The 25,492-nt window shown below is 71.6% G+C and carries 19 protein-coding genes, 8 tRNA genes and 1 pseudogene; 15 read left to right on the top strand and 13 right to left on the bottom strand.

Annotated features, from left to right (window positions below; translation table 11 throughout):
- Positions 1-40 precede the first annotated feature (40 nt).
- A complete protein-coding gene (locus ACSNOK_RS12065) occupies positions 41-841 on the bottom strand; it encodes a DUF6227 family protein (protein ID WP_436780618.1) in 801 nt (266 codons plus the stop codon).
- 217 nt (positions 842-1,058) lie between these two features.
- Here ACSNOK_RS12065 and ACSNOK_RS12060 point away from each other — a divergent pair, with 217 nt between their 5' ends.
- Positions 1,059-1,388, top strand: a complete 330-nt coding sequence (locus ACSNOK_RS12060) for a nuclear transport factor 2 family protein (RefSeq protein ID WP_436780617.1) — start codon at positions 1,059-1,061, stop codon at positions 1,386-1,388.
- Positions 1,389-1,545: 157 nt separating this feature from the next.
- Entirely contained in the window at positions 1,546-1,929 is a 384-nt protein-coding gene (locus tag ACSNOK_RS12055; RefSeq protein ID WP_436780616.1) for a winged helix-turn-helix domain-containing protein, read from the top strand.
- Between the two features lie 275 nt (positions 1,930-2,204).
- Here ACSNOK_RS12055 and ACSNOK_RS12050 read toward each other — a convergent pair.
- The 3 genes from ACSNOK_RS12050 to ACSNOK_RS12040 form a co-directional block, all read right to left on the bottom strand.
- A tRNA-Lys gene (locus ACSNOK_RS12050) sits at positions 2,205-2,277 on the bottom strand.
- A gap of 157 nt (positions 2,278-2,434) precedes the next feature.
- The gene (locus tag ACSNOK_RS12045; protein ID WP_436780615.1) at positions 2,435-4,660 is read right to left on the bottom strand and encodes a DEAD/DEAH box helicase; all 2,226 of its coding nucleotides are present in this window, start codon (positions 4,658-4,660) and stop codon (positions 2,435-2,437) included.
- 784 nt (positions 4,661-5,444) lie between these two features.
- Positions 5,445-5,795, bottom strand: a complete 351-nt coding sequence (locus tag ACSNOK_RS12040) for a metallopeptidase family protein (RefSeq protein ID WP_004947857.1) — start codon at positions 5,793-5,795, stop codon at positions 5,445-5,447.
- A gap of 162 nt (positions 5,796-5,957) precedes the next feature.
- Between ACSNOK_RS12040 and ACSNOK_RS12035 the strand changes: the two genes are divergently transcribed.
- The 6 genes from ACSNOK_RS12035 (at position 5,958) to ACSNOK_RS12010 (ending at position 10,949) form a co-directional block, all read left to right on the top strand.
- Positions 5,958-6,030: transfer RNA gene (locus ACSNOK_RS12035), tRNA-Glu, on the top strand.
- Between the two features lie 39 nt (positions 6,031-6,069).
- Positions 6,070-6,144 (top strand) — tRNA-Asp (locus tag ACSNOK_RS12030).
- A 25-nt stretch (positions 6,145-6,169) separates the two neighbouring features.
- A tRNA-Phe gene (locus ACSNOK_RS12025) sits at positions 6,170-6,243 on the top strand.
- Between the two features lie 125 nt (positions 6,244-6,368).
- A complete protein-coding gene (gene hrpA / locus ACSNOK_RS12020; protein ID WP_436780614.1) occupies positions 6,369-10,307 on the top strand; it encodes an ATP-dependent RNA helicase HrpA in 3,939 nt (1,312 codons plus the stop codon).
- Between the two features lie 116 nt (positions 10,308-10,423).
- Positions 10,424-10,498, top strand: a tRNA-Asp gene (locus ACSNOK_RS12015).
- Positions 10,499-10,733: 235 nt separating this feature from the next.
- Positions 10,734-10,949, top strand: coding sequence for a DUF6274 family protein (locus tag ACSNOK_RS12010; RefSeq protein ID WP_436780613.1), 216 nt, complete (start codon positions 10,734-10,736; stop codon positions 10,947-10,949).
- A gap of 543 nt (positions 10,950-11,492) precedes the next feature.
- On the opposite strand, the gene bldC is transcribed toward ACSNOK_RS12010, so the two are convergent.
- Both bldC and ACSNOK_RS12000 read right to left on the bottom strand, forming a co-directional pair.
- Complete coding sequence (bldC, locus tag ACSNOK_RS12005; protein WP_003980577.1) at positions 11,493-11,699, bottom strand: developmental transcriptional regulator BldC; 207 nt, start codon at positions 11,697-11,699, stop codon at positions 11,493-11,495.
- Positions 11,700-12,174: 475 nt separating this feature from the next.
- Positions 12,175-13,044, bottom strand: coding sequence for a hypothetical protein (locus ACSNOK_RS12000; RefSeq protein ID WP_436780612.1), 870 nt, complete (start codon positions 13,042-13,044; stop codon positions 12,175-12,177).
- Between the two features lie 203 nt (positions 13,045-13,247).
- Here ACSNOK_RS12000 and ACSNOK_RS11995 point away from each other — a divergent pair, with 203 nt between their 5' ends.
- Positions 13,248-14,375, top strand: coding sequence for a Leu/Phe/Val dehydrogenase (locus tag ACSNOK_RS11995; protein ID WP_436780611.1), 1,128 nt, complete (start codon positions 13,248-13,250; stop codon positions 14,373-14,375).
- A 385-nt stretch (positions 14,376-14,760) separates the two neighbouring features.
- Positions 14,761-15,015, top strand: a complete 255-nt coding sequence (locus ACSNOK_RS11990; protein ID WP_436780610.1) for a DUF3073 domain-containing protein — start codon at positions 14,761-14,763, stop codon at positions 15,013-15,015.
- Between the two features lie 68 nt (positions 15,016-15,083).
- Here the strand turns inward: ACSNOK_RS11990 and purM are convergent, their stop codons facing one another.
- The 4 genes from purM to ACSNOK_RS11970 form a co-directional block, all read right to left on the bottom strand.
- Complete coding sequence (gene purM / locus ACSNOK_RS11985) at positions 15,084-16,166, bottom strand: phosphoribosylformylglycinamidine cyclo-ligase (protein WP_436780609.1); 1,083 nt, start codon at positions 16,164-16,166, stop codon at positions 15,084-15,086.
- Between the two features lie 26 nt (positions 16,167-16,192).
- Positions 16,193-17,710, bottom strand: a complete 1,518-nt coding sequence (purF, locus tag ACSNOK_RS11980; RefSeq protein WP_004947835.1) for an amidophosphoribosyltransferase — start codon at positions 17,708-17,710, stop codon at positions 16,193-16,195.
- A 114-nt stretch (positions 17,711-17,824) separates the two neighbouring features.
- Positions 17,825-18,658 (bottom strand): sterol carrier family protein, encoded by an 834-nt coding sequence (locus tag ACSNOK_RS11975; RefSeq protein WP_436780608.1) that lies wholly within the window; start codon positions 18,656-18,658, stop codon positions 17,825-17,827.
- A gap of 37 nt (positions 18,659-18,695) precedes the next feature.
- Entirely contained in the window at positions 18,696-19,358 is a 663-nt protein-coding gene (locus ACSNOK_RS11970) for a TetR/AcrR family transcriptional regulator (RefSeq protein WP_436780607.1), read from the bottom strand.
- Between the two features lie 79 nt (positions 19,359-19,437).
- Between ACSNOK_RS11970 and ACSNOK_RS11965 the strand changes: the two are divergent.
- A pseudogene (locus ACSNOK_RS11965) lies at positions 19,438-20,613 on the top strand (MFS transporter); the annotation flags it as partial.
- A 491-nt stretch (positions 20,614-21,104) separates the two neighbouring features.
- On the opposite strand, the gene purL reads toward ACSNOK_RS11965, so the two are convergent.
- The 3 genes from purL to purS are packed head-to-tail and all read right to left on the bottom strand — an operon-like array spanning position 21,105 to position 24,276.
- A complete protein-coding gene (gene purL / locus ACSNOK_RS11960; protein WP_436780606.1) occupies positions 21,105-23,354 on the bottom strand; it encodes a phosphoribosylformylglycinamidine synthase subunit PurL in 2,250 nt (749 codons plus the stop codon).
- A complete protein-coding gene (purQ, locus tag ACSNOK_RS11955; RefSeq protein WP_436780605.1) occupies positions 23,354-24,034 on the bottom strand; it encodes a phosphoribosylformylglycinamidine synthase subunit PurQ in 681 nt (226 codons plus the stop codon). The genes purL and purQ overlap by 1 nt, the downstream gene beginning before the upstream one ends.
- Positions 24,031-24,276 (bottom strand): phosphoribosylformylglycinamidine synthase subunit PurS, encoded by a 246-nt coding sequence (gene purS / locus ACSNOK_RS11950; protein ID WP_006604673.1) that lies wholly within the window; start codon positions 24,274-24,276, stop codon positions 24,031-24,033. Before purS ends, purQ begins: the two co-directional genes overlap by 4 nt.
- A 317-nt stretch (positions 24,277-24,593) precedes the next feature.
- Here purS and ACSNOK_RS11945 point away from each other — a divergent pair, with 317 nt between their 5' ends.
- The 4 genes from ACSNOK_RS11945 to ACSNOK_RS11930 all read left to right on the top strand — a co-directional run bounded on the left by ACSNOK_RS11945 (position 24,594) and on the right by ACSNOK_RS11930 (position 25,490).
- Positions 24,594-24,911 carry a histone-like nucleoid-structuring protein Lsr2 gene (locus ACSNOK_RS11945; protein ID WP_436780604.1) on the top strand — a complete coding sequence of 106 codons (318 nt, stop codon included), beginning with the start codon at positions 24,594-24,596 and terminating at the stop codon, positions 24,909-24,911.
- Between the two features lie 277 nt (positions 24,912-25,188).
- Positions 25,189-25,260, top strand: a tRNA-Gly gene (locus tag ACSNOK_RS11940).
- Positions 25,261-25,303: 43 nt separating this feature from the next.
- Positions 25,304-25,378 (top strand) — tRNA-Gly (locus ACSNOK_RS11935).
- Between the two features lie 40 nt (positions 25,379-25,418).
- Positions 25,419-25,490 (top strand) — tRNA-Gly (locus ACSNOK_RS11930).
- Positions 25,491-25,492 lie beyond the last annotated feature (2 nt).

Raw genomic sequence — 25,492 nt, 5'->3', positions numbered from 1 at the left:
AAACCGCCTCACGCACCCCGCCACCCCTGCGACACAGCCCCTATAACTCGACCCCCAGCGCCCGAGCGTGCCGGTCCGCCGCCACCTCCGCCTCCGCCTCGTCCAGGTACACCTCGCACACCAGCCGTCCGTCGGACGTCATGTTGTGCTCCAGCTCCCAGAGCGAGATCTCGCCCCCGCCCTCCAGCAGGAACGCGTGCTCGTAGAACCGGCACCAGGTGGCGTCCCGGCCGGGCCCGCGCCGCCGCGGCTTGGTGATCAGCGCGATGTGGTGCCCCAGGGCGCCCCGCAGGATCTCGCCGACCACCTCGCCCGGCCCGTCGGGGTTCTCGGCACGCCGCAGCAGCCGCCGGGCGTGGTCGGGGGACGCCTCGGAGACGTACTCGCGGCGCGGCCGCACCGGGCCCATGGCGAGCAGCAGCTCCTCCGCCAGCCAGGCCGGCAGCTCCTCGTCCTCGGTACCGGGGCCGATGCCGCCGCCGATCCGCTCGTGGACCCGCCGCTCGGCCTCGTCGAGGGCGTCCTCGCGGGCGTACAGCTCGTACAGCAGGTCCTCGCTCGGCCCGGTGTCGTGCTCCAGCTCGTACAGCAGCAGGCTGCTGCCGTCCGCGAGGAGGAAGACGTGCCGGTACGTGTTGCACCGCAGCGGACGCGCGCCGTCGTTGCGCTGCCGGTACGAGCGGAGCTCCGCCTGGTGCATCAGCGCGGTGCGCAGCCGCTCCAGCAGCGGCTCGCCGATCTCGAACCCGTTCTGCGCGCGTACGAGCAGTTCGGCGACGTGCTCGGCGGGTGTCGGGCCCCCGCCCCGGTTCTCCCCTTCGCCCGTGCGCATCTGCTCCATGCCCCTCGACCTCCCGGCCTTCTCCTGCCCACCCCGCGCACTTACGGTAGCGGCGCGAACACGGGGCAGGGGCGGGTTCGCCGCATCCGCCGGGGCGCCCGTTTGACCGGCGAACGCGCGCCCCACGGGCTCCCGCCCTACAGTCGAAGACGTGTGCCGGGCGCCGTACGGGCCGGCCGGCACGGCCCCACCGGGACCCGACGCGCAGGAGGCCGCCGTGACCGCCGCCCCGCCCCCCGAGGAACTCAGCGAGCCGGTCGTCCGCGCGCTCGTCGTCGCGATGCGCGACGGTGACCGGGACGCCTTCTACGGCGCCTTCGCCGACGGCGCCGAGCTCACCGACGACGGCGCCCTCCAGGACCTGCGCTCCTGGGCGGAGCGCGAGGTGTTCGAGGCGCGCGGACGGCTGGAGGTGGCGGAGGAGCGGCAGCACGGGCGGTACCTGATCGGCCGGTTCCGCTCGGACCGGGCGGACCTGCACGGCACCCACTGGCACTTCCAGATCGCCGACGGGCGGGTCACCCGGCTCGACGTCGGCCAGGGCTGACCGACCGGGTCCGCCGGGCGGGCGAGGAGGTCACAGGCGCCCGCCAAGCGTGAGGATTTGGTGCACACGGCCGACGCCGGGCAACCCGCGCCCCGGCCCCCTCTTCTTACCGCCGGTGGGAGGCGACCGCCTCCCCCGGGGTCAGAGGAGGACCGAGATGCCCCCGCACGAGACGTCCCTGCGCTCCCCGCGGCCCCTCGGCCGGCCGCCGCTCCCCGGCCGTCCCCCGGCGGCCGCCCGGGTCGTCCTGGACTACCGGCGGCGCTCGGCGGTCGTCGACGGCAGGGAAGTCCGGCTCACTGAACGGGAGTTCGACCTCCTCGCCCATCTGGTAGGCCGCCCGCACCAAGCGCACACCCGGCGCCAGCTGCTGGCGTCGGTCTGGGGCCCGACCTCCGTCGGCGGCGGACGCACCGTGGACGTCCACATCGCCCGGCTCCGCGGCAAGCTGGGCCCGGACCACCGGGCGACGATCGTGACCGTACGGCACGTCGGCTACGCGTACGTGCCCGTCGCGCGCCCCCTTGCGGGCGACGGGTGACCAAGCTCACAGAGCGCGGCATAGGGCTCCGTACTCCCGCCCGTCGGGGAAAGCCTCGCCATCCCGGCCAATCGGCGTGAATGCGGAGGCCCCAACTCCGGGACGACGCATCCGCCGACACGGGTGTTCCCCGGCCGCAACCCCGGGCGCTCCCGCCGCCGGCCGCGCGCAATTCGGCGGGGAGCGGGCCGGGGTAATGATCCCGGAAGGGGCCGGAGGCATGCGAAAGGGCCCTACCTGGCGGTGATTCCGCAGGTAGGGCCCTTGTCGCAGCGTAGGCCGTGTGGGACTCGAACCCACAACCAATGGATTAAAAGTCCACTGCTCTGCCAATTGAGCTAACGGCCCGCACCCCGCAGCATAGCCCGGCAGAGCGCCGGATCCCGAGTCGTTATCCCCGGCACTTTTCCGGAAGGGCTCCAGGAAGGAGCCCTTCCGCTACTGACGCGCCGTACGGACCCTCAGTTCCGCTGGTGGGAAGGGTGCTTGCCGTGCTGCCGAATGATCAGCCGTTGCGCTTCCAGCGCGGCTTGTCGGCACGGCGGTCGAACGTCGAGCCGGCGCCGCGGTGGTCGTCACGGCGGCCGTACGGGCGGTCGCCGGCACCGGAGCGGAAGCCGCCGGACGGACGGTCGTCGCGACGGTCGCGGTTGAACGGACGGTCGCCGCCACCGGAGCGGTAGCCGCCCGACGGGCGGTCGTCGCGGCGGAAGCCGGAGGACGGACGGTCGTCGCGGCGGAAGCCGCCGGAGTGCCGGTCGTCGCGACGGAACCCACCGCGGTCGCCGCCGCGGTCGTCACGACGCTCGTCACGGCGGAAGCCGCCACGGTCGCCGCCACGGTCGCCGCCGCGGTCGTCACGGTCGTCGCGGCGGAAGCCACCGGACGGACGCTCGTCACGACGGTCGCGGTTGAACGGACGGTCGTCACGGCGCTCCTCGCGGCGGAAGCCGCCCGAGGGCCGGTCGTCACGGCGGTCACGGTTGAACGGACGGTCGTCACGACGCTCGTCACGGCGGAAGCCACCACGGTCGCCACCACGGTCGTCACGACGGTCGTCCCGGCGGAACCCGCCACGGTCGCCCCGGTCGTCCCGGCGCTCGCGGTCGTCGCGGCGGAAACCGCCCGAGCGGCGCTCGAAGTTGCCCCGCTCGTCGCGGCGCTCGGCCTGCGCGGGCACCGCGGCGGCGGCAGCGGCCTGCTCCGCGATCCGGGCGGCCTCGGCGGCGGCCTCCTCGGCGGCGGCGGCCACGGCGGCCTCCGGGTCCTCGCCGCGCTCACGGGCGGCGCGGGCCAGCAGGCGGTCGGCCTCCTCGCGCAGCTCGGTGGCGCGGCGCTGGGCGCGCTCCAGCTGGCGGTTGAGGTCGGCGAGGTCGCGCTCGGCCTGCTTGGCGGCGTTCGCCGCCGAGTCGGCCTGGACCTCGGTGAGGGAGCGGGCGCCGGTGATCTCGGCGACCTCGGGGTCGAAGGCGCCGGCGCCGCCGACGATGTGGCGCGAGGCGTCCACGCCCGCGTCCTCCATCAGGCGGAAGATCTGGCGGCGCTGGTGCGGCAGGGCCAGCGAGACGACCGTGCCGGACTGGCCGGCGCGGGCCGTACGACCCGAGCGGTGCAGGTAGTCCTTGTGGTCGCCGGCCGGGTCCACGTTGAGGACCAGGTCGATGCCGTCGACGTGGATGCCGCGGGCGGCGACGTCGGTGGCGACCAGGCAGTTGACGCGGCCGGCCTTGAAGTCCTCCAGGACGCGGGTACGGGCGCCCTGGGTCATGCCGCCGTGCAGCGCGTCCGCGCGGACACCGGCGTCGAGCAGCTGCTCGGCGACGCGGTCGGCGCCCATCTGGGTGCGGACGAAGATGATGGTGCGGCCCTTGCGGGCGGCGATGGCGGCGGTGACCGGCGCCTTGTCCTTCGGCTTCACGACGAGGACGTGGTGCGTCATCGTCGTGACCGCGCCGGCGGACGGGTCCACCTCGTGCGTGACCGGGTCGACCAGGTAGCGCTTGACCAGGGTGTCGATCTCGTTCTCCAGCGTCGCGGAGAACAGCAGGCGCTGGCCGCCGGACGGCACCAGGTCGAGGATCTCGGTGACCTCGGGCAGGAAGCCCATGTCGGCCATCTGGTCGGCCTCGTCGAGGACGGCGACCTTGACCTTGTCGAGCGAGGCGGCACCGCGGTTGATGATGTCGCGCAGGCGGCCGGGGGTGGCGACGAGGATGTCGACGCCGCGCTCCAAGGCGTAGATCTGGTTGCCCATGGACGTACCGCCGCAGACGACCTTCATCTTGAGGCCGAGGACGTCGCCGTAGGGCTGGAGGGCGTCGGCGACCTGCATCGCCAGCTCGCGGGTCGGGGTGAGGATCAGACCGCGCGGACGCTTCTTCTCGGTGTGGCCGCCCGCGAGGATCGACAGGAGCGGCAGACCGAACGAGAGGGTCTTGCCGGAGCCGGTGCGGCCGCGGCCCAGGATGTCCTTGCCGGACAGGGCGTCCGGGATGGTCGCCGCCTGGATCGGGAACGGGGTGGTGACGCCGTTCTGGGCGAGCTTGCGGACGATGGCGTCGTCCAGGCCCAGGTCGGCGAAGGTGATCGTCGGCTCGGCGGCCTCGACGGCCTCGGCGATCTCGACGATCTCGGGGGACTCGACGGTCTCGGTCGTCTCGACGGCCTCGGCGGTCTCGACGATCGTCTCGACGGCCACGGGCATGACGGTCTGGTCAGTGGAAATGGACATGCGAAATGCGAAACCTTCCGGAGTTTCGGCACGCGCCCAAGCTCCGTGTCGGCTTCACAAATGACCGCCTCGATGCGGTCAGCCACGGCAAGGTAAGGAACGCGCCACACGGCGCGCATCTGACAGGCGCCGGGCAAATGGGATCAAACGATCTACCACCATACGCACTCGATACCGCCCAGCGCAACCCTTGGCGGGCTTGCCCGGCGGCGAGGGGGCCGACGAGCCGTGGTCGGCATCGGCGGACGGAGCGGCGCTCGACGACCCGTCGCGCGCCTCCTTGACCCCGGGGCTCCCGGAGGCGCCCCGCGCCCCCTTGGCGTCCGCCCGCTCCGGCCGTCCGTCCGGCGCCGTCTTGCCGCCGTCGGGCCGGGCCCCGGCCTCGCGCTGCCGCCCGGACGCGGCGGGGGCCGGCCGTCCCGGCTCGCTCACGCTCATACAGCCGCCGAGGGCCAGGGTCGCGACGGCCACCGCCGCGAGGCGGGCGACCACCGGGCGCAGCCGGGTGGACGCGGGGTGCGCCCGGCCCGCTGGGGGTTCGGAGCGCACGGGGATCGCGTGCATGGGAGGGACCGCCTTCGGGACTCGCGGGGACAGGCTCCCTGCCCAACTGGCCCCGCGCCGCACAGGACACGCGCCCCGTCGCACCGGCCCGAGACGGAACCCGCGACTCCGGTGAGAGGCACCCGGCCCGGCCCTCCGGAGCGGCACCGAAGCGGCCCCGGAACCGCACCGGCCGCAAGACTTCCGCCCCCACGTCCGGCTCCCGGCGCCCCTCCCGCGCTCAGCCGTACCCGAGCGCGTGCAGCCGCTCGTCGTCGATGCCGAAGTGGTGCGCCACCTCGTGCACCACGGTGACCTCCACCTCCGCCACGACCTCCTCCCGCGTCGCGCACATACGCAGCGTGGGCCCGCGGTAGACGGTGATCCGGTCGGGCAGCACCCCCGCGTACCACTCGCCGCGCTCCGTCAGCGGCGTCCCCTCGTAGAGCCCGAGCAGCTCCGGGTCGTCCGCCGGAGGCTCGTCCTCGACGAACACGGCGACGTTGTCCATCAGCCGCGTCAGCTCCGGCGGGATCCGGTCCAGCCCTTCGGCGACCAGCTCCTCGAACTCCTCGCGCGTCATCTCCAGCACGCTCGCCATTGTCCGCCACGGACGGCCCGGGCGCGGGGTGTCCGACGGCCACGGAACCCGGCGGCCGCAGGGCCTCGGCAAACCGTTTTGGCGTTCACTCCCGACATCCCATATGCTTCTCACGTCCCCGAGGCGCCGCAAAGCGCCCAGGTGGGCCATTCAGCCCTCATCGTCTAGTGGCCCAGGACGCCGCCCTTTCAAGGCGGTAGCACGGGTTCGAATCCCGTTGGGGGCACGCTGTACCGTGTGCGAGACTAGTGCTCGCACATAGCAAGGTCCTGTGGAGCAGTTTGGAGTGCTCGCCACCCTGTCAAGGTGGAGGCCGCGGGTTCAAATCCCGTCAGGACCGCTGCGAATTCCTCCGGGATTCGCGTGGCTGGGTAGCTCAGTTGGTACGAGCGTCCGCCTGAAAAGCGGAAGGTCGCCGGTTCGACCCCGGCCCCAGCCACCGCCAGAAGGCCCCGATCTCCGGATCGGGGCCTTCTTCGTATGCGCTGGGCCCCGCCGAGCCCCCGCCGGGCCGGGGAAATGGGTTCGCCGCTTCGTCCCGCCTGGTGCGATCCTGGGATCCGTATGTCTACGCAGCCTGCCCTCACCCCTGCCGGCCTCGCCGCGCGCCTGTCCGAACTGTCCCTGCGCGACGCGCAGCGGCTGGGCCGCAGGCTGGACGGCGCCCGCCGGATCCGCAAGCCCGAGGCCCGGGAGGCGGTCCTCGCCGAGATCGAGGCCGAGATCGGCCAGGCCGAGGAGCGCGTGGCGCGCCGCGCGGCCCGGGTGCCGGCCGTCTCGTACCCCGAGCAGCTCCCGGTCAGCCAGAAGAAGGACGACATCCTGGAGGCGATACGCGACCACCAGGTCGTGATCGTCGCGGGTGAGACCGGCTCCGGCAAGACCACCCAGATCCCCAAGATCTGCCTGGAGCTCGGCCGGGGCGTCCGGGGCCTGATCGGGCACACCCAGCCCCGCCGGATCGCCGCCCGCACGGTGGCGGAGCGGGTCGCGGAGGAGCTGCGGACGCCGCTGGGCGAGGCCGTCGGCTGGAAGGTCCGCTTCACCGACCAGGTCGGCCCGGACACCATGGTCAAGCTGATGACCGACGGCATCCTGCTGGCGGAGATCCAGACCGACCGCGAGCTGCGCCAGTACGACACGATCATCATCGACGAGGCGCACGAGCGCAGCCTCAACATCGACTTCATCCTGGGCTACCTCGCCCAACTGCTCCCCCGCCGCCCCGACCTCAAGGTCGTCATCACCTCGGCGACGATCGATCCGGAGCGCTTCTCCCGGCACTTCGGGGACGCCCCGATCATCGAGGTCAGCGGGCGGACGTACCCCGTCGAGGTCCGCTACCGGCCGCTGCTGGAGGAGGACTCCGAGGACGCCGACCGCGACCAGGTCACGGCGATCTGCGACGCGGTGGACGAGCTCCGGCGGGAGGGCGACGGCGACATCCTGGTGTTCCTCTCCGGCGAGCGGGAGATCCGCGACACGGCGGACGCGCTGGAGAAGAAGAAGTACGCGTCGACGGAGATCCTGCCGCTGTACGCCCGGCTCTCGCACGCCGAGCAGCACCGCGTCTTCCAGCGGCACACCGGCCGCCGCATCGTCCTGGCGACGAACGTGGCGGAGACGTCCCTCACCGTCCCGGGCATCAAGTACGTCATCGACCCCGGCTTCGCCCGGATCTCCCGCTACAGCCACCGCACCAAGGTCCAGCGGCTGCCCATCGAGCCGGTCTCGCAGGCCAGCGCCAACCAGCGCAAGGGCCGCTGCGGCCGGACGAGCGACGGCGTCTGCATCCGGCTGTACTCGGAGGACGACTTCCTCTCCCGCCCGGAGTTCACGGACGCGGAGATCCTGCGGACGAATCTCGCCTCCGTCATCCTCCAGATGACCGCCGCCGGGCTCGGGGACATCGAGAAGTTCCCGTTCATCGACCCGCCGGACCGGCGCAACATCAAGGACGGCGTCGACCTGCTCCAGGAGCTGGGCGCGCTCGACCCGCAGCAGAAGGATCCGAAGAAGCGGCTCACGCCCCTCGGCCGGAAGCTGTCGCAGCTCCCCGTGGACCCCCGCCTCGCCCGGATGGTGCTGGAGGCGGACCGCAACGGCTGCGTCCGCGAGGTGATGGTGATCGCCGCCGCGCTGTCCATCCAGGACCCGCGCGAGCGGCCGTCGGAGAAGCAGCAGCAGGCCGACCAGCAGCACGCCCGGTTCAAGGACGAGACGAGCGACTTCCTCGCGTTCCTCAACCTCTGGCGCTATGTGCGCGAGCAGCAGAAGGCGCTGTCGTCCTCGGCGTTCCGGCGCATGTGCAAGTCGGAGTTCCTGAACTACCTGCGGATACGCGAGTGGCAGGACATCTACACCCAGCTGCGCACGGTCGCGAAGTCGATGGGCGTGCACCTGAACGACGAGGACGCGGCGCCGGAGCGCGTCCACCAGTCGCTGCTCGCGGGTCTCCTGTCGCACCTCGGTCTGAAGGACACCGAGAAGAACGAGTACCTGGGCGCCCGCAGCGCCAAGTTCGCGGTCTTCCCGGGCTCGGCCCTCTTCAAGAAGCCCCCGCGCTGGATCATGTCGGCGGAGCTGGTGGAGACCTCGCGGCTGTGGGCCCGGGTCAACGCCCGGATCGAGCCGGAGTGGATCGAGCCGCTCGCGCAGCACCTGGTGAAGCGCACCTACAGCGAGCCGCACTGGGAGCAGAAGCAGGCGGCCGTCATGGCGTACGAGCGGGTGACGCTCTACGGCGTGCCGATCGTGGCGCAGCGCAAGGTCAACTACGGCCGGATCGACCCGGAGACCAGCCGCGAGCTGTTCATCCGCAACGCGCTCGTCGAGGGCGACTGGAAGACGCACCACCAGTTCTTCCACGACAACCGCAAGCTCCTGGGCGAGGTCGAGGAGCTGGAGCACCGGGCCCGCCGCCGGGACATCCTGGTGGACGACGAGACGCTGTTCGACTTCTACGATCAGCGGCTGCCCGAACACGTCGTATCCGGCGCGCATTTCGACTCGTGGTGGAAGCACAAGCGGCGTGAAGAGCCGGAGCTGCTGAACTTCGAGCACTCGATGCTCATCAACGAGAACGCCGAGGCGGTCACCAAGGACGACTATCCGGACTCCTGGCGGCAGGGCCGGCTGAAGTTCCGGGTGACGTACCAGTTCGAGCCGGGGGCGGACGCGGACGGTGTGACCGTCCACATCCCGCTCCAGGTGCTCAACCAGGTCTCCGCCGAGGGTTTCGACTGGCAGATCCCCGGTCTGCGCGAGGACCTGGTGACGGAGCTGATCCGCTCGCTGCCGAAGCCGCTGCGGCGCAACTGCGTGCCGGCGCCGAACTACGCGCAGCGCTTCCTGGACTCCACCGTCCCGGTGCAGGAGCCGCTGACCACCGCGCTCGCCCGCGAGCTGCACCGCATGACGGCCGTCCGGATCGAGCCGGACGACTTCGACCCGAGCCGCGTCCCCGACCACCTGAAGATCACCTTCCGGATCGTCGACGAGCGCAAGCGGAAGATCGCCGAGGACAAGGACCTGGAGGCGCTGCGCACCCGGCTGAAGCCGAAGACGCAGGCGGCCATCACCAAAGCCTTCGAGAAGGCCGCCACGGCCCCTGGGAGCGCCGCGGGGCCCGAGCAGCGGTCCGGGCTCACCCAGTGGACGATCGGGGCCCTGCCGCGCGTCTTCGAGACCCGCCGCGCGGGGCAGCCCGTCAAGGCGTACCCGGCGCTGGTCGACGAGGGCGCGACGGTCGCCGTCCGCCTCTTCGACACCGAGGAGGAGCAGCGGCAGGCCATGTGGCGCGGCACCCGCCGCCTCATCCTGCTCAACCTGCCCTCCAACCCCGCCAAGTTCGCCCAGGACAAGCTGAGCAACCAGCAGAAGCTCGCCCTGTCCCGGAACCCGCACGGCTCCATCCAGGCCCTCTTCGAGGACTGCGTGGCCGGTGCGGCGGACAAGCTGATCGCCGGCCACGGCGGGCCCGCCTGGGACGAGGAGAGCTTCCGGAAGCTCTTCGACGCGGTCCGGGCGGACATCGTCGACGTGACCCTCGACACCATCCGCAAGGTGCAGGAGGTACTGGCCGCCTGGCAGGCGTGCGAGCGCCGGCTGAAGGCCACCACCAGCCCCGTGCTGCTCACGTCCCTCACGGACGTCAAGCAGCAGCTCGCGGAGCTGGTGAAGCCCGGATTCGTGACCGAACACGGCGTCCGCCGCCTGCCCGACCTGCTGCGCTACCTGGTGGCCGTGGACCGGCGGCTGACCCAGCTGCCCACCAACGCCGAGCGGGACCGCGCCCGGCTGGCCAAGGTCAAGGAGATGCAGGACGAGCACGCCTGGCTGCTGGAGCAGTTCCCGAAGGGGCGCCCGGTGCCCCAGGAGGCCCTGGACATCCGCTGGATGATCGAGGAGCTGCGGGTGAGCTACTTCGCGCACGCGCTCGGCACGGCCTTCCCGGTCTCGGACAAGCGCATCGTCAAGGCCATCGACGCCCTCGCGCCCTGACCCGGAGAAGCTTCCGGGAGGGCCCCGGGACGACCTCGGGAAGGCGAGTTCGACCGCACCCCCTGACCTGCTGTAGAGTCTTGCCACGCAGCACCGCGAAGGCGGGAAAGCAGCAAGGTCCTGTGGAGCAGTTTGGAGTGCTCGCCACCCTGTCAAGGTGGAGGCCGCGGGTTCAAATCCCGTCAGGACCGCATCGGAAGAGGCCCGTTCTCCGCGAGGAGAGCGGGCCTCTTCGCCGTATCCGTCCCGTGATCCCGTCCCTTCGGCGCGCATGTGCGCCGTGTCCGAAAGACGCCCCTCGCGTCCGTCCCGGCGCGCGGCCGGCGGCGGGTGGCCGAGGGCCGCCCCGGCCGGCCGCGGGGGCCGCACCGCTCCTTGACGGCGACACGTGCCAGGGGTACCCAGTCAGTGGGAGGTGTGCGCCCGATGACGACGACCAGCCCGACCCTGAGGCCCCGGCACGAGATCCGGGCGCTGCTCCGAGCCCACCTCTCGGCGTCCGCCCGCTACCGCCATCTCACGCGTCATTGCGCGGTCTGTCACCGGCTCCTGCGGCTGACCCTGGAATCCGCCGCCGGCGGTCCCGCGCCCATCGTCCCCCAGGGCGGCACGGGCGGCCCCGGAGAGGGCTCGGCGGCATGAGGGACGGCGTGGGTCCCCGAAACGGCGGACGCCCGGCCGTACGGTACGGACGTACGACCGGTCACGGCGCGCCGCGGCCGGCCTTTCCCGGGAACAGACGGGACGGTCGGCTTCTCTATCGCAGCCTGCCGAGGAGCGGCAAGCGCGAGGCGCTGTGACGGGAGTCACCGAAAGAGTTACGGAGACGACGGAACCCGTGACCCGGTCATCACCGGTCAATTTAATATGTGCAATTGCACCGCCCGCTCAACCATTCCGGAATGGGAGACCGCGGTACACCGGGAGGTTCCGCCCCGCGAACGGCGCCGCGGCCGGGGCCGGCGCGGCCCGCGGTACGGGCGCGGGAAAAGGCGCCGCGGGCACAAAAAAGACCGCGCTGGACCCGGCGGAGCCCAGCGCGATCGACGACGTCACCCGTTCCGGGCGCGGATACCCGTTGGGGGCAGGTTTCCGCAGTCGTGTGGTGCCTGGTGGAACGTGTGGAGCTGAGGGTGGGCGGTCACCGGGTTGGGGGCCCCGGAAAACGCCCGGTCATGCGGTGGTTCAGGACTCGCTGCGCTGCTGCGGGATGCCTGCCAGCAGCGCCCGGACCTCCGCCTCGCGGTAACGGCGGTGGCCTCCGAGCGTACGGATGGACGTGAGCTTGCCTGCCTTGGCCCACCGCGTGACCGTCTTCGGGTCCACGCGGAACATCGTGGCAACCTCAGCCGGGGTCAACAGCGGCTCGGCATCAGGGGTGCGAGCGGTCATGAGCGGCCTCCTCGGGAGAACCGAGTTCAGGATCGGTTCTTTCCTCTAAATTCTGCACCTTGACCCGCGTTGCCCGAAATGGCGGACGCGGGCCGAGTCGGTTATAGGACGAACGGCTTGTCCTCGGCACTACAACTACACCATCTGTCCAGCCACGTCGGCCAAACCGATGGAATTGCCCTCTCAGGTGTTCAACCTCGACGGAAGCCGATGGACCATGCCATAGCGGACAGTCACGCCACCGTGACGATCAGTCACAGCGGGATCAGGGGTCACCAGACCCGCCAAGGAGTGCAATACCGATCCATCCACCCTTACTCGGACGGAAGGAGCCCTTCCCGGACTCCTTGTCCTATTTTGCCACGAGGGTGGGCGATGGGCGCAAGACCTGACGTAAGTGCGTTAGATCACGGTTGCGGCAATTGGCCGGATCAGGACCTAGGTCCTGGACGCCCCAATCCCCCGCTCACGGCCGTCAGTTCGCGAACTGACGGTCCCGTACCGCGCGCCAACGCTCCGTCAGCCGCTCGTACGCCTCGCCCGCCCGGACGCCGTCGCCGGCCCGGAGGGCGGCCAGCCCCTCCGCCGTGTCCGCCGCGGACCGGTCGTCGGCGAGCCGTGCCTCCGGCACCATATGCACCAGCCCGCCGTAGTCCAGTTCCACCAGCGACCGCGGATGGAACTCTTCCAGCCACCGGCCGACGTCCACCAGGCCGTCGATCAGCGGCCCCTCCTCCAGGGCGTCCCGCAGCGTGCGCAGCCCGCGGGCCACCCGCCGCCGGGCCTCCACCATCGCCGTCCGGTACCGCAGCACCAGCCCCTCCCGCACCGGGCCGCCGGGGCCGCCGGCCGTCTCCGACGCCTTGCCGTACTCGCGCTCCTCGTCGGAGAAGAGTACGAACCAGCGCAGCGGCACCTGCCAGGTGGCCGTCCTGATCCACGGCCGGGCGTCGGGGTTGCCCTCCAGCCACCGGGCGTAGTCCGCCTCGGCCTGGCGCCGCACCACCGGCGGCAGCACCGCGTCCAGCACCGGGGCGGGGAACCGCTCGGCGAGATCCTCCAGCGCCAGCCAGCCGCGCAGCCGGGTGCGCCAGGGGCAGACGCAGACGACGCCGTCCCGGACGGCCACGAAGGCGTCGCCGCTCTCGTGCACCGGCACCGGCACCGGCGGGGTGGGCAGCAAGTCGGCGAGCGAGCGCCGGAGTTCGTCCTGGGCGGTGGGGAGCGTCGCGCGCCGGGCGTACTCCTCCCAGTACCGGCGCTCGGCCCGCGGGAAGGCGCTCAGCGGCTCGTAGACCCGCAGATAGGCCGCGTACGGGACGGTCACCGACGACGCCAGACCCACGCTCGCTCCCTCAAGCAGCAGGACACCTCGGGGAGCCGTGCGGACGTCCCCGTACGGAGCGAATCGTCCCACGGGACGGGGGCCCGGGAGAGTGATCCTCGGCACCGGACCCGTACGCGGGGCCGTCAGGCCCTACCCTCGTGCCAACCGGCCCTCCCCCACCCCCGGGAGGGCGACACCGCGAGACATATGGAGTCACCACCGTGACTGACGTACGTCCCACAACCGACGCCGAGAGCGTGCTGCACACCCTGTTCGGCTCGGAACTCGGCGGGCACGAGCAGGTCGTGCTCTGCCAGGACCGCGAGACCGGCCTCAAGGCCGTGATCGCCCTTCACTCCACCGCCCTGGGCCCGGCGCTCGGCGGCACCCGCTTCCACGCCTACGCATCCGAGGAGGAGGCCGTCCGCGACGCCCTCAACCTTTCGCGCGGCATGTCGTACAAGAACGCGCTGGCGGGTCTGGAGCACGGCGGCGGAAAGGCCGTGATCATCGGCGATCCCGACACGCTCAAGAGCGAGCAACTTCTGCTGGCCTACGGTCGGTTCGTCGCCTCGCTCGGCGGACGCTATGTCACCGCGTGCGACGTCGGCACGTACGTGCGGGACATGGACGTGGTCGCCCGCGAGTGCCGCTGGACCACCGGCCGTTCCCCCGAGAACGGCGGCGCCGGCGACTCGTCCGTGCTCACCGCGTTCGGCGTCTTCCAGGGCATGCGGGCCGCCGCCCGCGTCCAGTGGGGCGAGCCCACGCTGCGCGGCCGGCGGGTCGGCGTCGCCGGCGTCGGCAAGGTCGGGCGCTATCTGGTGCAGCATCTGATCGAGGACGGGGCGGAGGTCGTGGTCACCGACGTCAAGCAGGCCGCCGTCGAGGCCATCACCGAGAAGTTCCCCCAGGTCACGGCGGTTTCGGACGTCGACGTCCTGGTGCGCTCGCCGCTCGACGTCTACGCTCCCTGCGCCCTCGGCGGCGCTCTCGACGACGAGACGGTGGCCGCCCTCACGGCGACCGTCGTCTGCGGCGCGGCCAACAACCAGCTCGCCCACCCGGGGGTGGAGAAGGACCTCGCCGACCGCGGCATCCTCTACGCCCCGGACTACGTGGTGAACGCCGGCGGTGTCATCCAGGTGGCGGAGGAGCTCAAGGGCTTCGACTTCGACCGGGCGAAGGCCAAGGCGGAGAAGATCTACGACACCACGCTGGCCATATTCGAACGCGCGGCCGCCGACGGCATCCCGCCCGCGGCGGCGGCCGACCGGCTCGCCGAGCAGCGGATGGCGGAGGCGCGCGGGACGGGGACGGCCGGGGTGCCGCGCCAGACGCGGCAGTGACGGTCATGACAAAAAGGCCAAGACGGATGATCGGGGCGTAACCGGCGGGTGACCGCCCCGCTCTGGTGGTCGGGGCCCGCACAGCGGTCCCTCAGGGACCCGACAGAGCGGCCGCCGGGGGTGACAAGGGAGACATCCCTCACCACCCCTCGGCGGGTCGCCGCGCTTTAGGGGTTAAAATCGCAGCTGACCAGCGGGGACGGGGCGCCTCGCGGGTTGTGCTCCGTGGCACGTCATGCGGGCGACGTACCGTATGGCCGCGGAAGCAGGTACCGTTGAAGTCCTACAGGCCGGATTCCTCTGCGGGGATCCGCTCTGACTCATGACAGTGAACGCGTGTCAAGACTCTGGGGCCGTCGAGCCCCGTAATTGAGGGGGTCGAGCCATGGGGCGCGGCCGGGCCAAGGCCAAGCAGACGAAGGTCGCCCGCCAGCTGAAGTACAACAGCGGTGGGACCGACCTCTCACGCCTGGCCAATGAGCTGGGCGCATCGCCGGTAAAGCAGCCGCCGAACGGTGAGCCGCTCGACGATGAGCTGGACGACGACCCGTACGCTCAGTACGCGGCGCGTTACAACGACGAGGACGACGAGGACGAGCAGCAGCCGTCAGGTCAGTCCGCCTACCGTCGCCGCGCTTGACGCGATAGCTTTCTCCGACCCGGTCCGGGGCTCCGCCCCGGACCGGGTTCTGTGCTGCCCGGGCCCGGTCAGGCCGTGGCGTCACCGTAGTCGCCGGTCAGCACCACGGTCTCGGCGTGCTCGCCCCGCTCGGTGATCTCGCCGGCGACCCAGGAGTCGACACCCCGGTCGGCCAGCGTGGTCAGGGCGGCGTCGACCGACTCCGCGGGCACGACGGCCATCATGCCGACGCCCATGTTGAGGGTCTTCTCCAGTTCCGGCCGCTCGACCCGGCCCACCTCGCCGACCAGTGTGAACACCGGGTCCGGCGTCCAGGTGGCGCGGTCGATCCCGGCGTGCAGGTGGTCGGGGATCACACGGGCGAGGTTGTTGGCGAGGCCGCCGCCGGTGATGTGCGAGAACGCGTGCACCTCGGTCGTCCGGGTGAGCGCCAGGCAGTCCAGCGAGTAGATCCGGGTGGGCTCCAGCAGCTCCTCGCCGAGGGTGCGGCCGAGCTCGGGAACCTCGCGGTCCAGCGACCAGCCGGCCCGGTCGAGCAGCACATGGCGTACCAGCGAGTACCCGTTCGAGTGAAGTCCGGACGAGGCCATCGCGATGACGACGTCACCCGCGCGGACCCGTTCGGCGCCGAGCAGCCGGTCGGCCTCGACGACACCGGTGCCCGCGCCGGCCACGTCGAACTCGTCCGCGCCGAGCAGCCCGGGGTGCTCGGCGGTCTCGCCGCCGACCAGGGCGCAGCCGGCGAGAGTGCAGCCCTCGGCGATGCCCTTGACGATCGCGGCGACCCGCTCGGGGTAGACCTTGCCGACGCAGATGTAGTCGGTCATGAACAGCGGTTCGGCGCCGCAGACCACGAGGTCGTCGACGACCATGCCGACCAGGTCGTGGCCGATGGTGTCGTAGACGCCCATGCGGCGGGCGATGTCCACCTTGGTGCCGACGCCGTCGGTGGCGGAGGCGAGGAGGGGGCGCTCGTAGCGCTTGAGGGCGCTCGCGTCGAAGAGGCCGGCGAAGCCGCCGAGGCCGCCGACGACCTCGGGGCGGGTGGCCTTCTTCACCCATTCCTTCATGAGTTCGACGGCGCGGTCGCCCGCCTCGATGTCGACGCCCGCGCTTGCGTAGCTGGCACCAGTGGTCTCTGCAGAGGGCATTGCTCTCGAGATCTTTCGTGTCGTTCTTACGGGCGGCGCAGGGCGTCCGCGGCGTCGTGGCCGCCTGCGAGCTCGGTCTCCAGCAGGTGCTTGCCGAGCAGCTCGGGGTCGGGCAGCTCCATCGGGTACTCGCCGTCGAAGCAGGCGCGGCAGAGGTTCGGCTTGGCGATGGTGGTCGCCTCGATCATGCCGTCGATGGAGATGTACGCCAGGGAGTCGGCGCCGAGGGACTTGCCGATCTCGTCGACGGTCATGCCGTTGGCGATCAGCTCGGCGCGGGTGGCGAAGTCGATGCCGAAGAAGCAGGGCCACTTGATCGGCGGGGACGAGATCCGGATGTGGACCTCGGCGGCGCCGGCCTCGCGGAGCATCCGGACGAGGGCGCGCTGGGTGTTGCCGCGGACGATGGAGTCGTCCACGACGACCAGGCGCTTGCCGCGGATGACCTCCTTCAGCGGGTTGAGCTTCAGCCGGATGCCCAGCTGGCGGATGGTCTGGCTGGGCTGGATGAAGGTCCGGCCGACGTAGCTGTTCTTGACCAGGCCGGCGCTGTAGGGGATGCCGCTGGCCTCGGCGTAGCCGACGGCGGCGGGGGTGCCGGACTCGGGCGTCGCTATGACGAGGTCGGCCTCGGCCGGGGCCTCGGCGGCGAGCCGGCGGCCCATCTCGACGCGGGAGAGGTAGACGTTGCGGCCCGCGATGTCGGTGTCGGGGCGCGCGAGGTAGACGTACTCGAAGACGCAGCCCTTGGGGCGGGCCTCGGCGAACCGGCTGGTCCGGACGCCGTTCTCGTCGATGGCGACGAGCTCGCCGGGCTCGACCTCGCGGACGAACGCCGCGCCGACGATGTCCAGGGCGGCGGTCTCGGAGGCGACCACCCAGCCGCGCTCCAGCCGGCCGAGGACCAGCGGGCGGATGCCCTGCGGGTCGCGGGCGGCGTAGAGGGTGTGCTCGTCCATGAAGACGAGCGAGAAGGCGCCCTGGACGGCCGGGAGGACCTTGGCGGCGGACTCCTCGACGGTCAGCGGCTTGCCGTCGTCGTCGGTCTGGCCCGCGAGGAGGGCGGTGACCAGGTCCGTGTCGTTGGTCGCGGCGACCTGGGTGGCCCGGCCGCCGTCGCGCGGCAGCGCGGCGACCATCTCGGCCAGCTCGGCCGTGTTGACCAGGTTGCCGTTGTGACCGAGGGCGATGGAGCCGTGGGCGGTCGCGCGGAAGGTCGGCTGGGCGTTCTCCCACACCGAGGCCCCGGTGGTGGAGTACCGGGCGTGGCCCACGGCGATATGGCCGCTGAGTGAGCCGAGGGAGGTCTCGTCGAAGACCTGGGAGACCAGGCCCATGTCCTTGAAGACCAGGATCTGGGAGCCGTTGCTCACCGCGATGCCCGCGGACTCCTGTCCACGGTGCTGCAGCGCATACAGCCCGAAATAGGTGAGTTTGGCGACCTCTTCACCCGGAGCCCAGACACCGAAGACGCCGCAAGCGTCCTGGGGGCCCTTCTCGCCGGGGAGCAGGTCGTGGTTGAGTCGTCCGTCACCACGAGGCACACCTCGAGTCTATGGCAGGGACGAGGTTCATCCGAACCGGGGACGACCGGGGATGGCTCACACCACGGACAGCAACGCCCCGTCACACGACCGTAGATCGGGGCGCGCGGGCGCTCAGCCGAACAAAGGGAGTTGTCCGGACAGATCGGCCCGTTCGCCGCTCGCGCTGACCAGCGCGTCCTCGACGGCGGCGGCCCAGTCCGCGCGTCCGGAGGCCAGCCGGATCCAGGTCAGCGGGTCGGTCTCGACGACGTTGGGCGGGGTGCCGCGAGTGTGCCGGGGGCCCTCGACGCACTGGACGACGGCGAAGGGCGGGATCCGGACCTCCACGGAGCCGCCGGGCGCCGCGACGGCCAGCGCGTCGGCCAGCATCCGGGTGACGGTGGCCAGGGCCTGCCGGTCGTGGGCGAAGGGCACTCCGGTGGCGGCGGCCAGGTCGTCGGCGTGGACGACCGCCTCCAGCAGGCGGGTGAGGGTGTAGTCCGCGACGGTCGCGGGGCCGAGCACGGTGGGGAGCGGCGCCGCCGGATCGGCGGACGCGACGGCCGTGGAGAGCCGGTCGGCGGCTTCGTCCAACCGGGCCGCGACGGCGGCCGGTTCGTCGCCCAGCGAGCGGGCCGCGGTGGTGGCCGCGGCCGCGACGGCCGCCTCCCCGGTCCGCATGCCGGCGAGGAAACCCCGCAGGTCCACGCGGGGCTCGGCAGGGTCGGGCGCGGGCTCGGCGAGACGGACGGGCAGGGACTCCAGGGCGATGCCGATGTGCGCGATCAGATCGCGGACCGTCCAGTCGCCCAGGCGGGTGGGCGCGGCCAGCGACGCGGCGGCGTCGGGGCCCTCGCAGAGGGTGTGCACGGCGCGCCGCAGGGCGTCCAACTGGCCGTCCAGGGCGGCCCGCACCTTGGCGGGGTCGTAGCTGCGGGTCTTCGGCTTGCGCTGCGCGGCGGTCATGGACCGAGCGTAACCAGCGCCGGCCGCCCGCCCACGGTCAGCCGTCCGTGGCGGGGCGTTCCGCTCCGTAGTCGCCGAGGCCGAACTCCAGCGAGTCGAACGCGCGTTGCGCCAGCGCCCTGGCCTCGTCCACGAAGGACGCGGCGGGCTCTCCGGCCAGCAGGCGGCGGTGGTTGAGCGCCACCAGGGAGTACCGGAGGCCGATGAGCTGTCCGGCGACGATGTGGGCCGTCTCGCGGTCACCCGGGGTGACGCTCGTCGCCAGTTCCTCGGCGAGCAGCCACTCGCTGCGGTGGGCGATCTCCCGGGCGCGGGCGAGCAGGGCGGGGGTCTCGATGATCAGCCGGCGCATCCGGAGGACGAAGGGCTCGTCGCTCATCCCGACCGCCGGATCGAAGGCGTCGACGCAGGCCAGGAACTGCCGGCGGACGGCGTGCACCACGGACTCGCCGGGCGCGCGCTCGCGCACCGCCCGGGCGACGTCGTCGACGTGGTCCTCCAGGGCGCCGACGAGGATGCCCTCCTTGCTGCCGCAGTAGTTGAAGACGGTCATCTTCGAGACGTCCGCCGCGGCGGCGATCTCGGCCACCGAGACCTTGTCGTAGCCGCGCTCCTCGAAGAGTTCGACGGCCACCACCATCAACTTCCTGCGGGTCTGCTGCTTCTTGCGTTCGCGCAGGCCCGGCTGTCCCTGGGTCATACGTCGACTGTACCAAGGCGAAGTTTGAGCCGAGCAAAAGAATTGACTCGGTACATATTCATCCTTCAGGCTGTCCCCCATGACCGCACCCATGACCGCCACCCGGCGGCGTGTCGGCTTCGTCGTCTGCCTCGTCACGATGCTGCTCGCCGTGCTCGACCAGAACATCGTCTCGGCCGTCACCGTCCCGATCGCCCAGGACCTCGACCCGGCCCACGGCATCGACCGCATCCCCTGGCTCATCACCGCGTTCGCCCTCGCCGCCACCGCCGCCCTGCCGCTGTACGGCAAGCTCTGCGACACCCTCGGGGCCAAGCGGGTCTTCCTGGGCGCGATCGCGATCTTCCTCGTCGGCTCGGCGCTCTGCGGCGCGGCCGGCTCGATGGAGTGGCTCATCGCCTTCCGGGCCGTCCAGGGCGTCGGCGGCGGCGGGCTGATGAGCGTCACCATGGTCGTCATCGCCCAGTTGAAGGACCCCGCGCGGAAGGGCGCTTCCAAGGGCTCCGCCGTCGGCGGGCTGGTGGCCGGGGCCGGCATGGCGCTGGGCCCGCTGCTCGGCGCGTACCTCGCCGACCACGCCGACTGGCGCTGGATCTTCTACGTCAACCTGCCCATCGGCGTCGCCGTCCTGGCCGTCGCCGCGGTGGTCCTCCACCTCCCCGCGCCCGGCACCCGGCACCGCGTCGACTACCTCGGGGCCGCGCTGGCCGCCGCCTTCTCCATCGCGCTGCTGCTGGTCACCGAGTGGGGCGGCCGGGAGTACGCGTGGGGCTCGCCGGTGGTCCTCGGGCTGATCGGCGGGGCCGCCGCCCTGCTGGCGCTCTTCGTGTGGCGGCAGGCCACGGCGGCCGAACCGGTGCTGCCGCTCGGGCTGTTCCGCATCCGGACGGTGCGCCTCGCCTACGCGGTGCAGACCCTCTCCGGGGTGGCCTTCATGGGCTCGATCGTCTACGTGATGCTCTACCTGCAGATCGCCCGGGGCATCGAACCGACCGCCGCAAGCCTCTACATGCTCCCGCTGGCCCTCGGCCTCACCGCCGTCGGCCTGCTGACCGCCCGGCTCGGCTGGTCGCCGCGCACGACGGTGCTGTCCGGGTCGGTCTGCGCCGGAGCCGCCATGGGACTGCTGGCGCTGTCCGGCACGGGCACCGACCTGTGGGCCGTGCGCGGCGAGATGATGCTGCTGGGCGTCGGCTTCGGGCAGCTTCTGGGGCAGCTCATCGTCATGGTGCAGCAGGCCGTGCCGCTGCGGCGGCTCGGCGTCGCCACGACCGGTATCCGCTTCTTCCAGACGCTGGGGAGTGCGCTGGGTACGGCGGTGTTCGGGACGGTGCTGGCGCGGGTGTACGCGGCGGAGGGGCCGGGGGGTACGACGAGCGGGATCGCCTCCCTGCGCGGGGCCGAACGCGCCGACGCGGTCGAGGCGTTCACGTCCGCCGTGGACGTGGTGTTCCTCTGCGCGGCGGGCGCGATGGTGCTCGGGTTGCTTCTCGCGCTACGGCTGCCGCGGGGTGCGGCCGCCGAGGAGGCGAGCCCCGGTCCCACCCCTTCGCCGATTCCTGGGGCTGCCGCCCCAGACCCCGCTGTCGCGGCTCCGCCGCTCGTCCTCAAACTCCCCCAGAGGGGGCACCCCCAACGGGCTGATATAGCCGGTCCGGCGTTTGAGGACAGCGCCCGCAGGGCGCTTAGGGGGTGCGGGGGGCTTGCCCCCGCAAGAAACGGTGAAGGGACGGGGCTGGGGATCCCCTACCCGAACAGCGCCGGAAGCGTCGCCTCGTGCGCCTCGCGCAGCTCCGCCAGCGGCAGCGTGAACTGCCCCTGTACCTCGACGGAATCGCCGTCCACGACGCCGATCCGCGTCGCGGGCAGGCCCCGCGCCCCGCACATGTCCGTGAAGCGGAGCTCCTCGCTGCGCGGCACCGACACGACCGCGCGGCCCGCCGACTCCGAGAAGAGGAAGGTGAACGCGTCCAGCCCGTCCGGGACGATCAGGCGCGCGCCCTTCCCGCCGCGCAGGCAGGACTCCACGACGGCCTGGACCAGACCGCCGTCGGACAGGTCGTGGGCGGCGTCCACCATCCCGTCCCGCGACGCCGAGATCAGGATCTCGGCGAGGAGCTTCTCGCGGCCCAGGTCCACGGCCGGCGGCAGGCCGCCGAGGTGGTCGTGGATCACCTGGGACCAGGCGGAGCCGCCCAGTTCGTCCCGGGTGTCGCCCAGCAGGTAGAGGAGCTGGCCCTCCTCGGCGAACGCCATCGGCGTACGGCGGGCGACGTCGTCGATGACGCCCAGCACGGCGACGACGGGCGTCGGGTGGATGGCCGTCTCGCCGGTCTGGTTGTACAGCGAGACGTTGCCGCCGGTGACGGGCGTGCCGAGCTCCAGGCAGCCGTCCGCGAGGCCGCGGGTGGCCTCGGCGAACTGCCACATCACGCCCGGGTCCTCCGGGGAGCCGAAGTTGAGGCAGTTGGAGATCGCCAGCGGGCGGGCGCCGGTGGCGGCCACGTTGCGGTACGACTCGGCCAGCGCCAGCTGCGCGCCCGCGTACGGGTCGAGCTTGGCGTAGCGGCCGTTGCCGTCCGTGGCGACGGCGACGCCGAGGCCGGTCTCCTCGTCGATCCGGACCATGCCGGAGTCCTCGGGCTGGGCGAGGACGGTGTTGCCCTGGACGAAGCGGTCGTACTGGCCGGTGATCCAGGACTTGGACGCCTGGTTCGGGGAGGAGACGACCTTGAGGACCTGCTCGCGCAGTTCCTCGGCCGTCTCCGGCCGGGGCAGCTTGGCCGCGTCGTCGGCCTGGAGGGCGTCCTGCCACTCCGGGCGGGCGTACGGGCGCTCGTAGACCGGGCCCTCGTGGGCGACGGTGCGCGGCGGGACGTCGACGATCTGCTCGCCGTGCCAGAAGATCTCCAGCCGCTCGCCGTCGGTGACCTCACCGATGACGGTGGCGATGACGTCCCACTTCTCGCAGATCTCCAGGAAGCGGTCGATCTTGCCGGGCTCGACGATCGCGCACATGCGCTCCTGCGACTCGCTCATGAGGATCTCCTCGGGCGAGAGCGTCGCGTCGCGCAGCGGCACGGTGTCCAGCTCGACGCGCATGCCGCCGGAGCCGGCGGAGGCGAGCTCGCTGGTGGCGCAGGAGAGGCCGGCGCCGCCGAGGTCCTGGATGCCCTCGACGAGGTTCTCGCGGAAGAGCTCCAGGGTGCACTCGATGAGGAGCTTCTCCTGGAAGGGGTCGCCGACCTGGACGGCGGGCCGCTTGGCGGGACCGGTGGAGTCGAAGGTCTCGGAGGCGAGGACGGAGACGCCGCCGATGCCGTCGCCGCCGGTGCGGGCGCCGTAGAGGACGACCTTGTTGCCGGTGCCGGATGCCTTGGCGAGGTGGATGTCCTCGTGCTTCATCACGCCCACGCAGAGCGCGTTGACCAGCGGGTTGCCCTGGTAGCAAGGGTCGAAGACGACCTCTCCGCCGATGTTGGGCAGGCCCAGGCAGTTGCCGTAGCCGCCGATGCCCGCGACGACGCCCGGCAGGACGCGCTTGGTGTCGGGGTGGTCGGCGGCGCCGAAGCGCAGCGGGTCCATCACGGCGACCGGGCGGGCGCCCATCGCGAGGATGTCGCGGACGATGCCGCCGACGCCGGTGGCCGCGCCCTGGTAGGGCTCGATGTACGACGGGTGGTTGTGCGACTCCACCTTGAAGGTGACCGCGTAGCCCTGGCCGACGTCGACGACGCCCGCGTTCTCGCCGATGCCGACGAGGAGCGCGTCGTTTTCCGGGGCCTTCTCGCCGAACTGGCGGAGGTGGACCTTGCTGCTCTTGTACGAGCAGTGCTCGGACCACATCACGGAGTACATGGCCAGCTCGGCGCCGGTGGGGCGGCGGCCAAGGATGGCGCGGATGCGCTCGTACTCGTCCTGCTTGAGACCGAGTTCGGCCCAGGGCTGCTCGACGTCGGGGGTCTCGTCGGCGTGCTTGACGGTGTCGAGAGTCATCAGGCGTTGACCAGCTTCTTGAGGATCGACGTGAAGAACCCGAGGCCGTCGGTGCGGCCCGTGCCGATCAGGGGCTCGACCGCGTGCTCGGGGTGCGGCATCAGGCCGACGACGTTGCCGGCGGCGTTGGTGATGCCGGCGATGTCGCGGAGCGAGCCGTTGGGGTTGCCGTCCAGGTAGCGGAAGACCACCCGGCCCTCGGCCTCCAGCTCGTCCAGCGTGCGCTCGTCGGCCACGTAACGGCCGTCGATGTTCTTCAGCGGGACGGAGATCTCCTGGCCCGCTTCGTAGTCGGCCGTCCAGGCGGTGTCCGCGTTCTCGACGCGGAGCTTCTGGTCGCGGCAGATGAAGTGCAGGTGGTTGTTGCGGAGCATCGCGCCGGGCAGCAGGTGGGTCTCGGTGAGGACCTGGAAGCCGTTGCAGATGCCGAGGACGGGCAGGCCGCCCTTCGCCTGCTCGATGACCGTCTCCATCACCGGCGAGAAGCGGGAGATGGCGCCGGCCCGCAGGTAGTCGCCGTAGGAGAAGCCGCCGGGCAGGACGACCGCGTCGACCTGCTTGAGGTCCTTGTCGCGGTGCCAGAGGGGTACGGGCTCCAGACCGGCGATGCGGACGGCGCGCTGGGTGTCGCGGTCGTCGAGGGTGCCGGGGAAGGTGATGACCCCTACGCGTGCGGTCACGAGTCGACTCGCACGGTGAAGTCCTCGATCACGGTGTTGGCGAGAAACGTTTCCGCCATCTCGTGGATCCGGGCGAGGGCGGCGTCGTCGACCGGGCCCTCCACCTCGAGTTCAAATCGCTTGCCCTGACGGACGTCGGCGATCCCCTCGAAGCCAAGGCGTGGCAGCGCGCGCTGCACCGCCTGCCCCTGCGGGTCGAGGATCTCCGGCTTGAGCATGACGTCGACTACGACGCGTGCCACTGGCACTCCCGGTGGTGTGGTGCGTGAGCTGAAGCGGTGAAGCCAGCGTACCGCCCTCGAAAATCTACGCGGGTAGATATCACGGCCGGTCCCGGCGCTTTACCGGGGGCTGTCGGCCCGGCCCGGTCGAAAAAATCCGGGAAAAACCCCGGAAGACCACACGGTTCCCATTGCACGCGGGCGGGCCGACGGAATTAACTGGGCCCCGTCAGGCAATACCCTTTGCGGAACCTCGGAAAAGGTATTGCCCGAGAACCACTTAAACCCATGCATCGCCGCAGGTCAGCGCGGCGATACAGGCTGAAAGGACCCATTCCGTGGCGCAGCGTGTGGTAGTGACGCTCTTTGATGACATCGACGGGGGCGAGGCCGCGGAGACCGTCACCTTCGGCATCGACGGCAAGTCGTACGAGATCGACCTCAGCACCGCCAATGCGAAGAAACTCCGGCACGCCCTGGAGCCTTACCTGGACGCGGGCCGGAAGCGCTCCCGTTCCGGGAAGGCGTACCGCCGTACGTCCGTCGAACCGGACCCGGCGGCGGTCCGGGCCTGGGCCCGTTCGCACGGCATGGAGGTGCCCCCGCGCGGCCGGATCCCCAAGAAGGTCTACGAGGCGTTCGAAGCGGCGAACTGACGCCCGGGGCGTCGTCGGGGTGACGGGCCGCGCCGTCCGGGCGGCCGGGGGCCGGCCCGCGCCGGCCCGTCGGCCGTCCGCGCCCGGCCCCGCACCCACCCTCGCGGGGACCCCCCGCAGGGGTGAACCGCCCTCCGCCCTCGGGGCCGGCCGGCCGGATCCGGCCACCCCATCAGATCCCGGCTCCCGCACCGGATTTGCATTCCCCCCCACATGATCCGCTAGAGTCTGGAGCACGCCGAGGGGCGAGGCCGAAAGGCCGAATCCCACGAGACGCGCGGGTGTAGCTCAGTAGTAGAGCGCCCCCTTTCCAAGGGGGAGGCGCAGTGTGCGATCCCTGTCACCCGCTCTCGCCGTTCGTCGGCCGCTTCGGCGGCCGGACGAGTGGACGCGCGGGTGTAGCTCAGTAGTAGAGCGCCCTCTTTCCAAGAGGGAGGCGCAGTGTGCGATTCCTGTCACCCGCTCCAGCCGTTCACCGGCCACGTCAGTGGTCCGGAGAATGGTCGCGCGGGTGTAGCTCAGTAGTAGAGCGCCCCCTTTCCAAGGGGGAGGCGCAGTGTGCGATCCCTGTCACCCGCTCT

This window comes from Streptomyces sp. URMC 126, from assembly GCF_051386555.1.
In the GTDB taxonomy this organism is placed as follows: Bacteria; Actinomycetota; Actinomycetes; order Streptomycetales; family Streptomycetaceae; genus Streptomyces.
The sequence above is the reverse complement of the archived record's forward strand: the minus strand, read 5'-3'. Positions and strand labels throughout refer to the sequence as shown.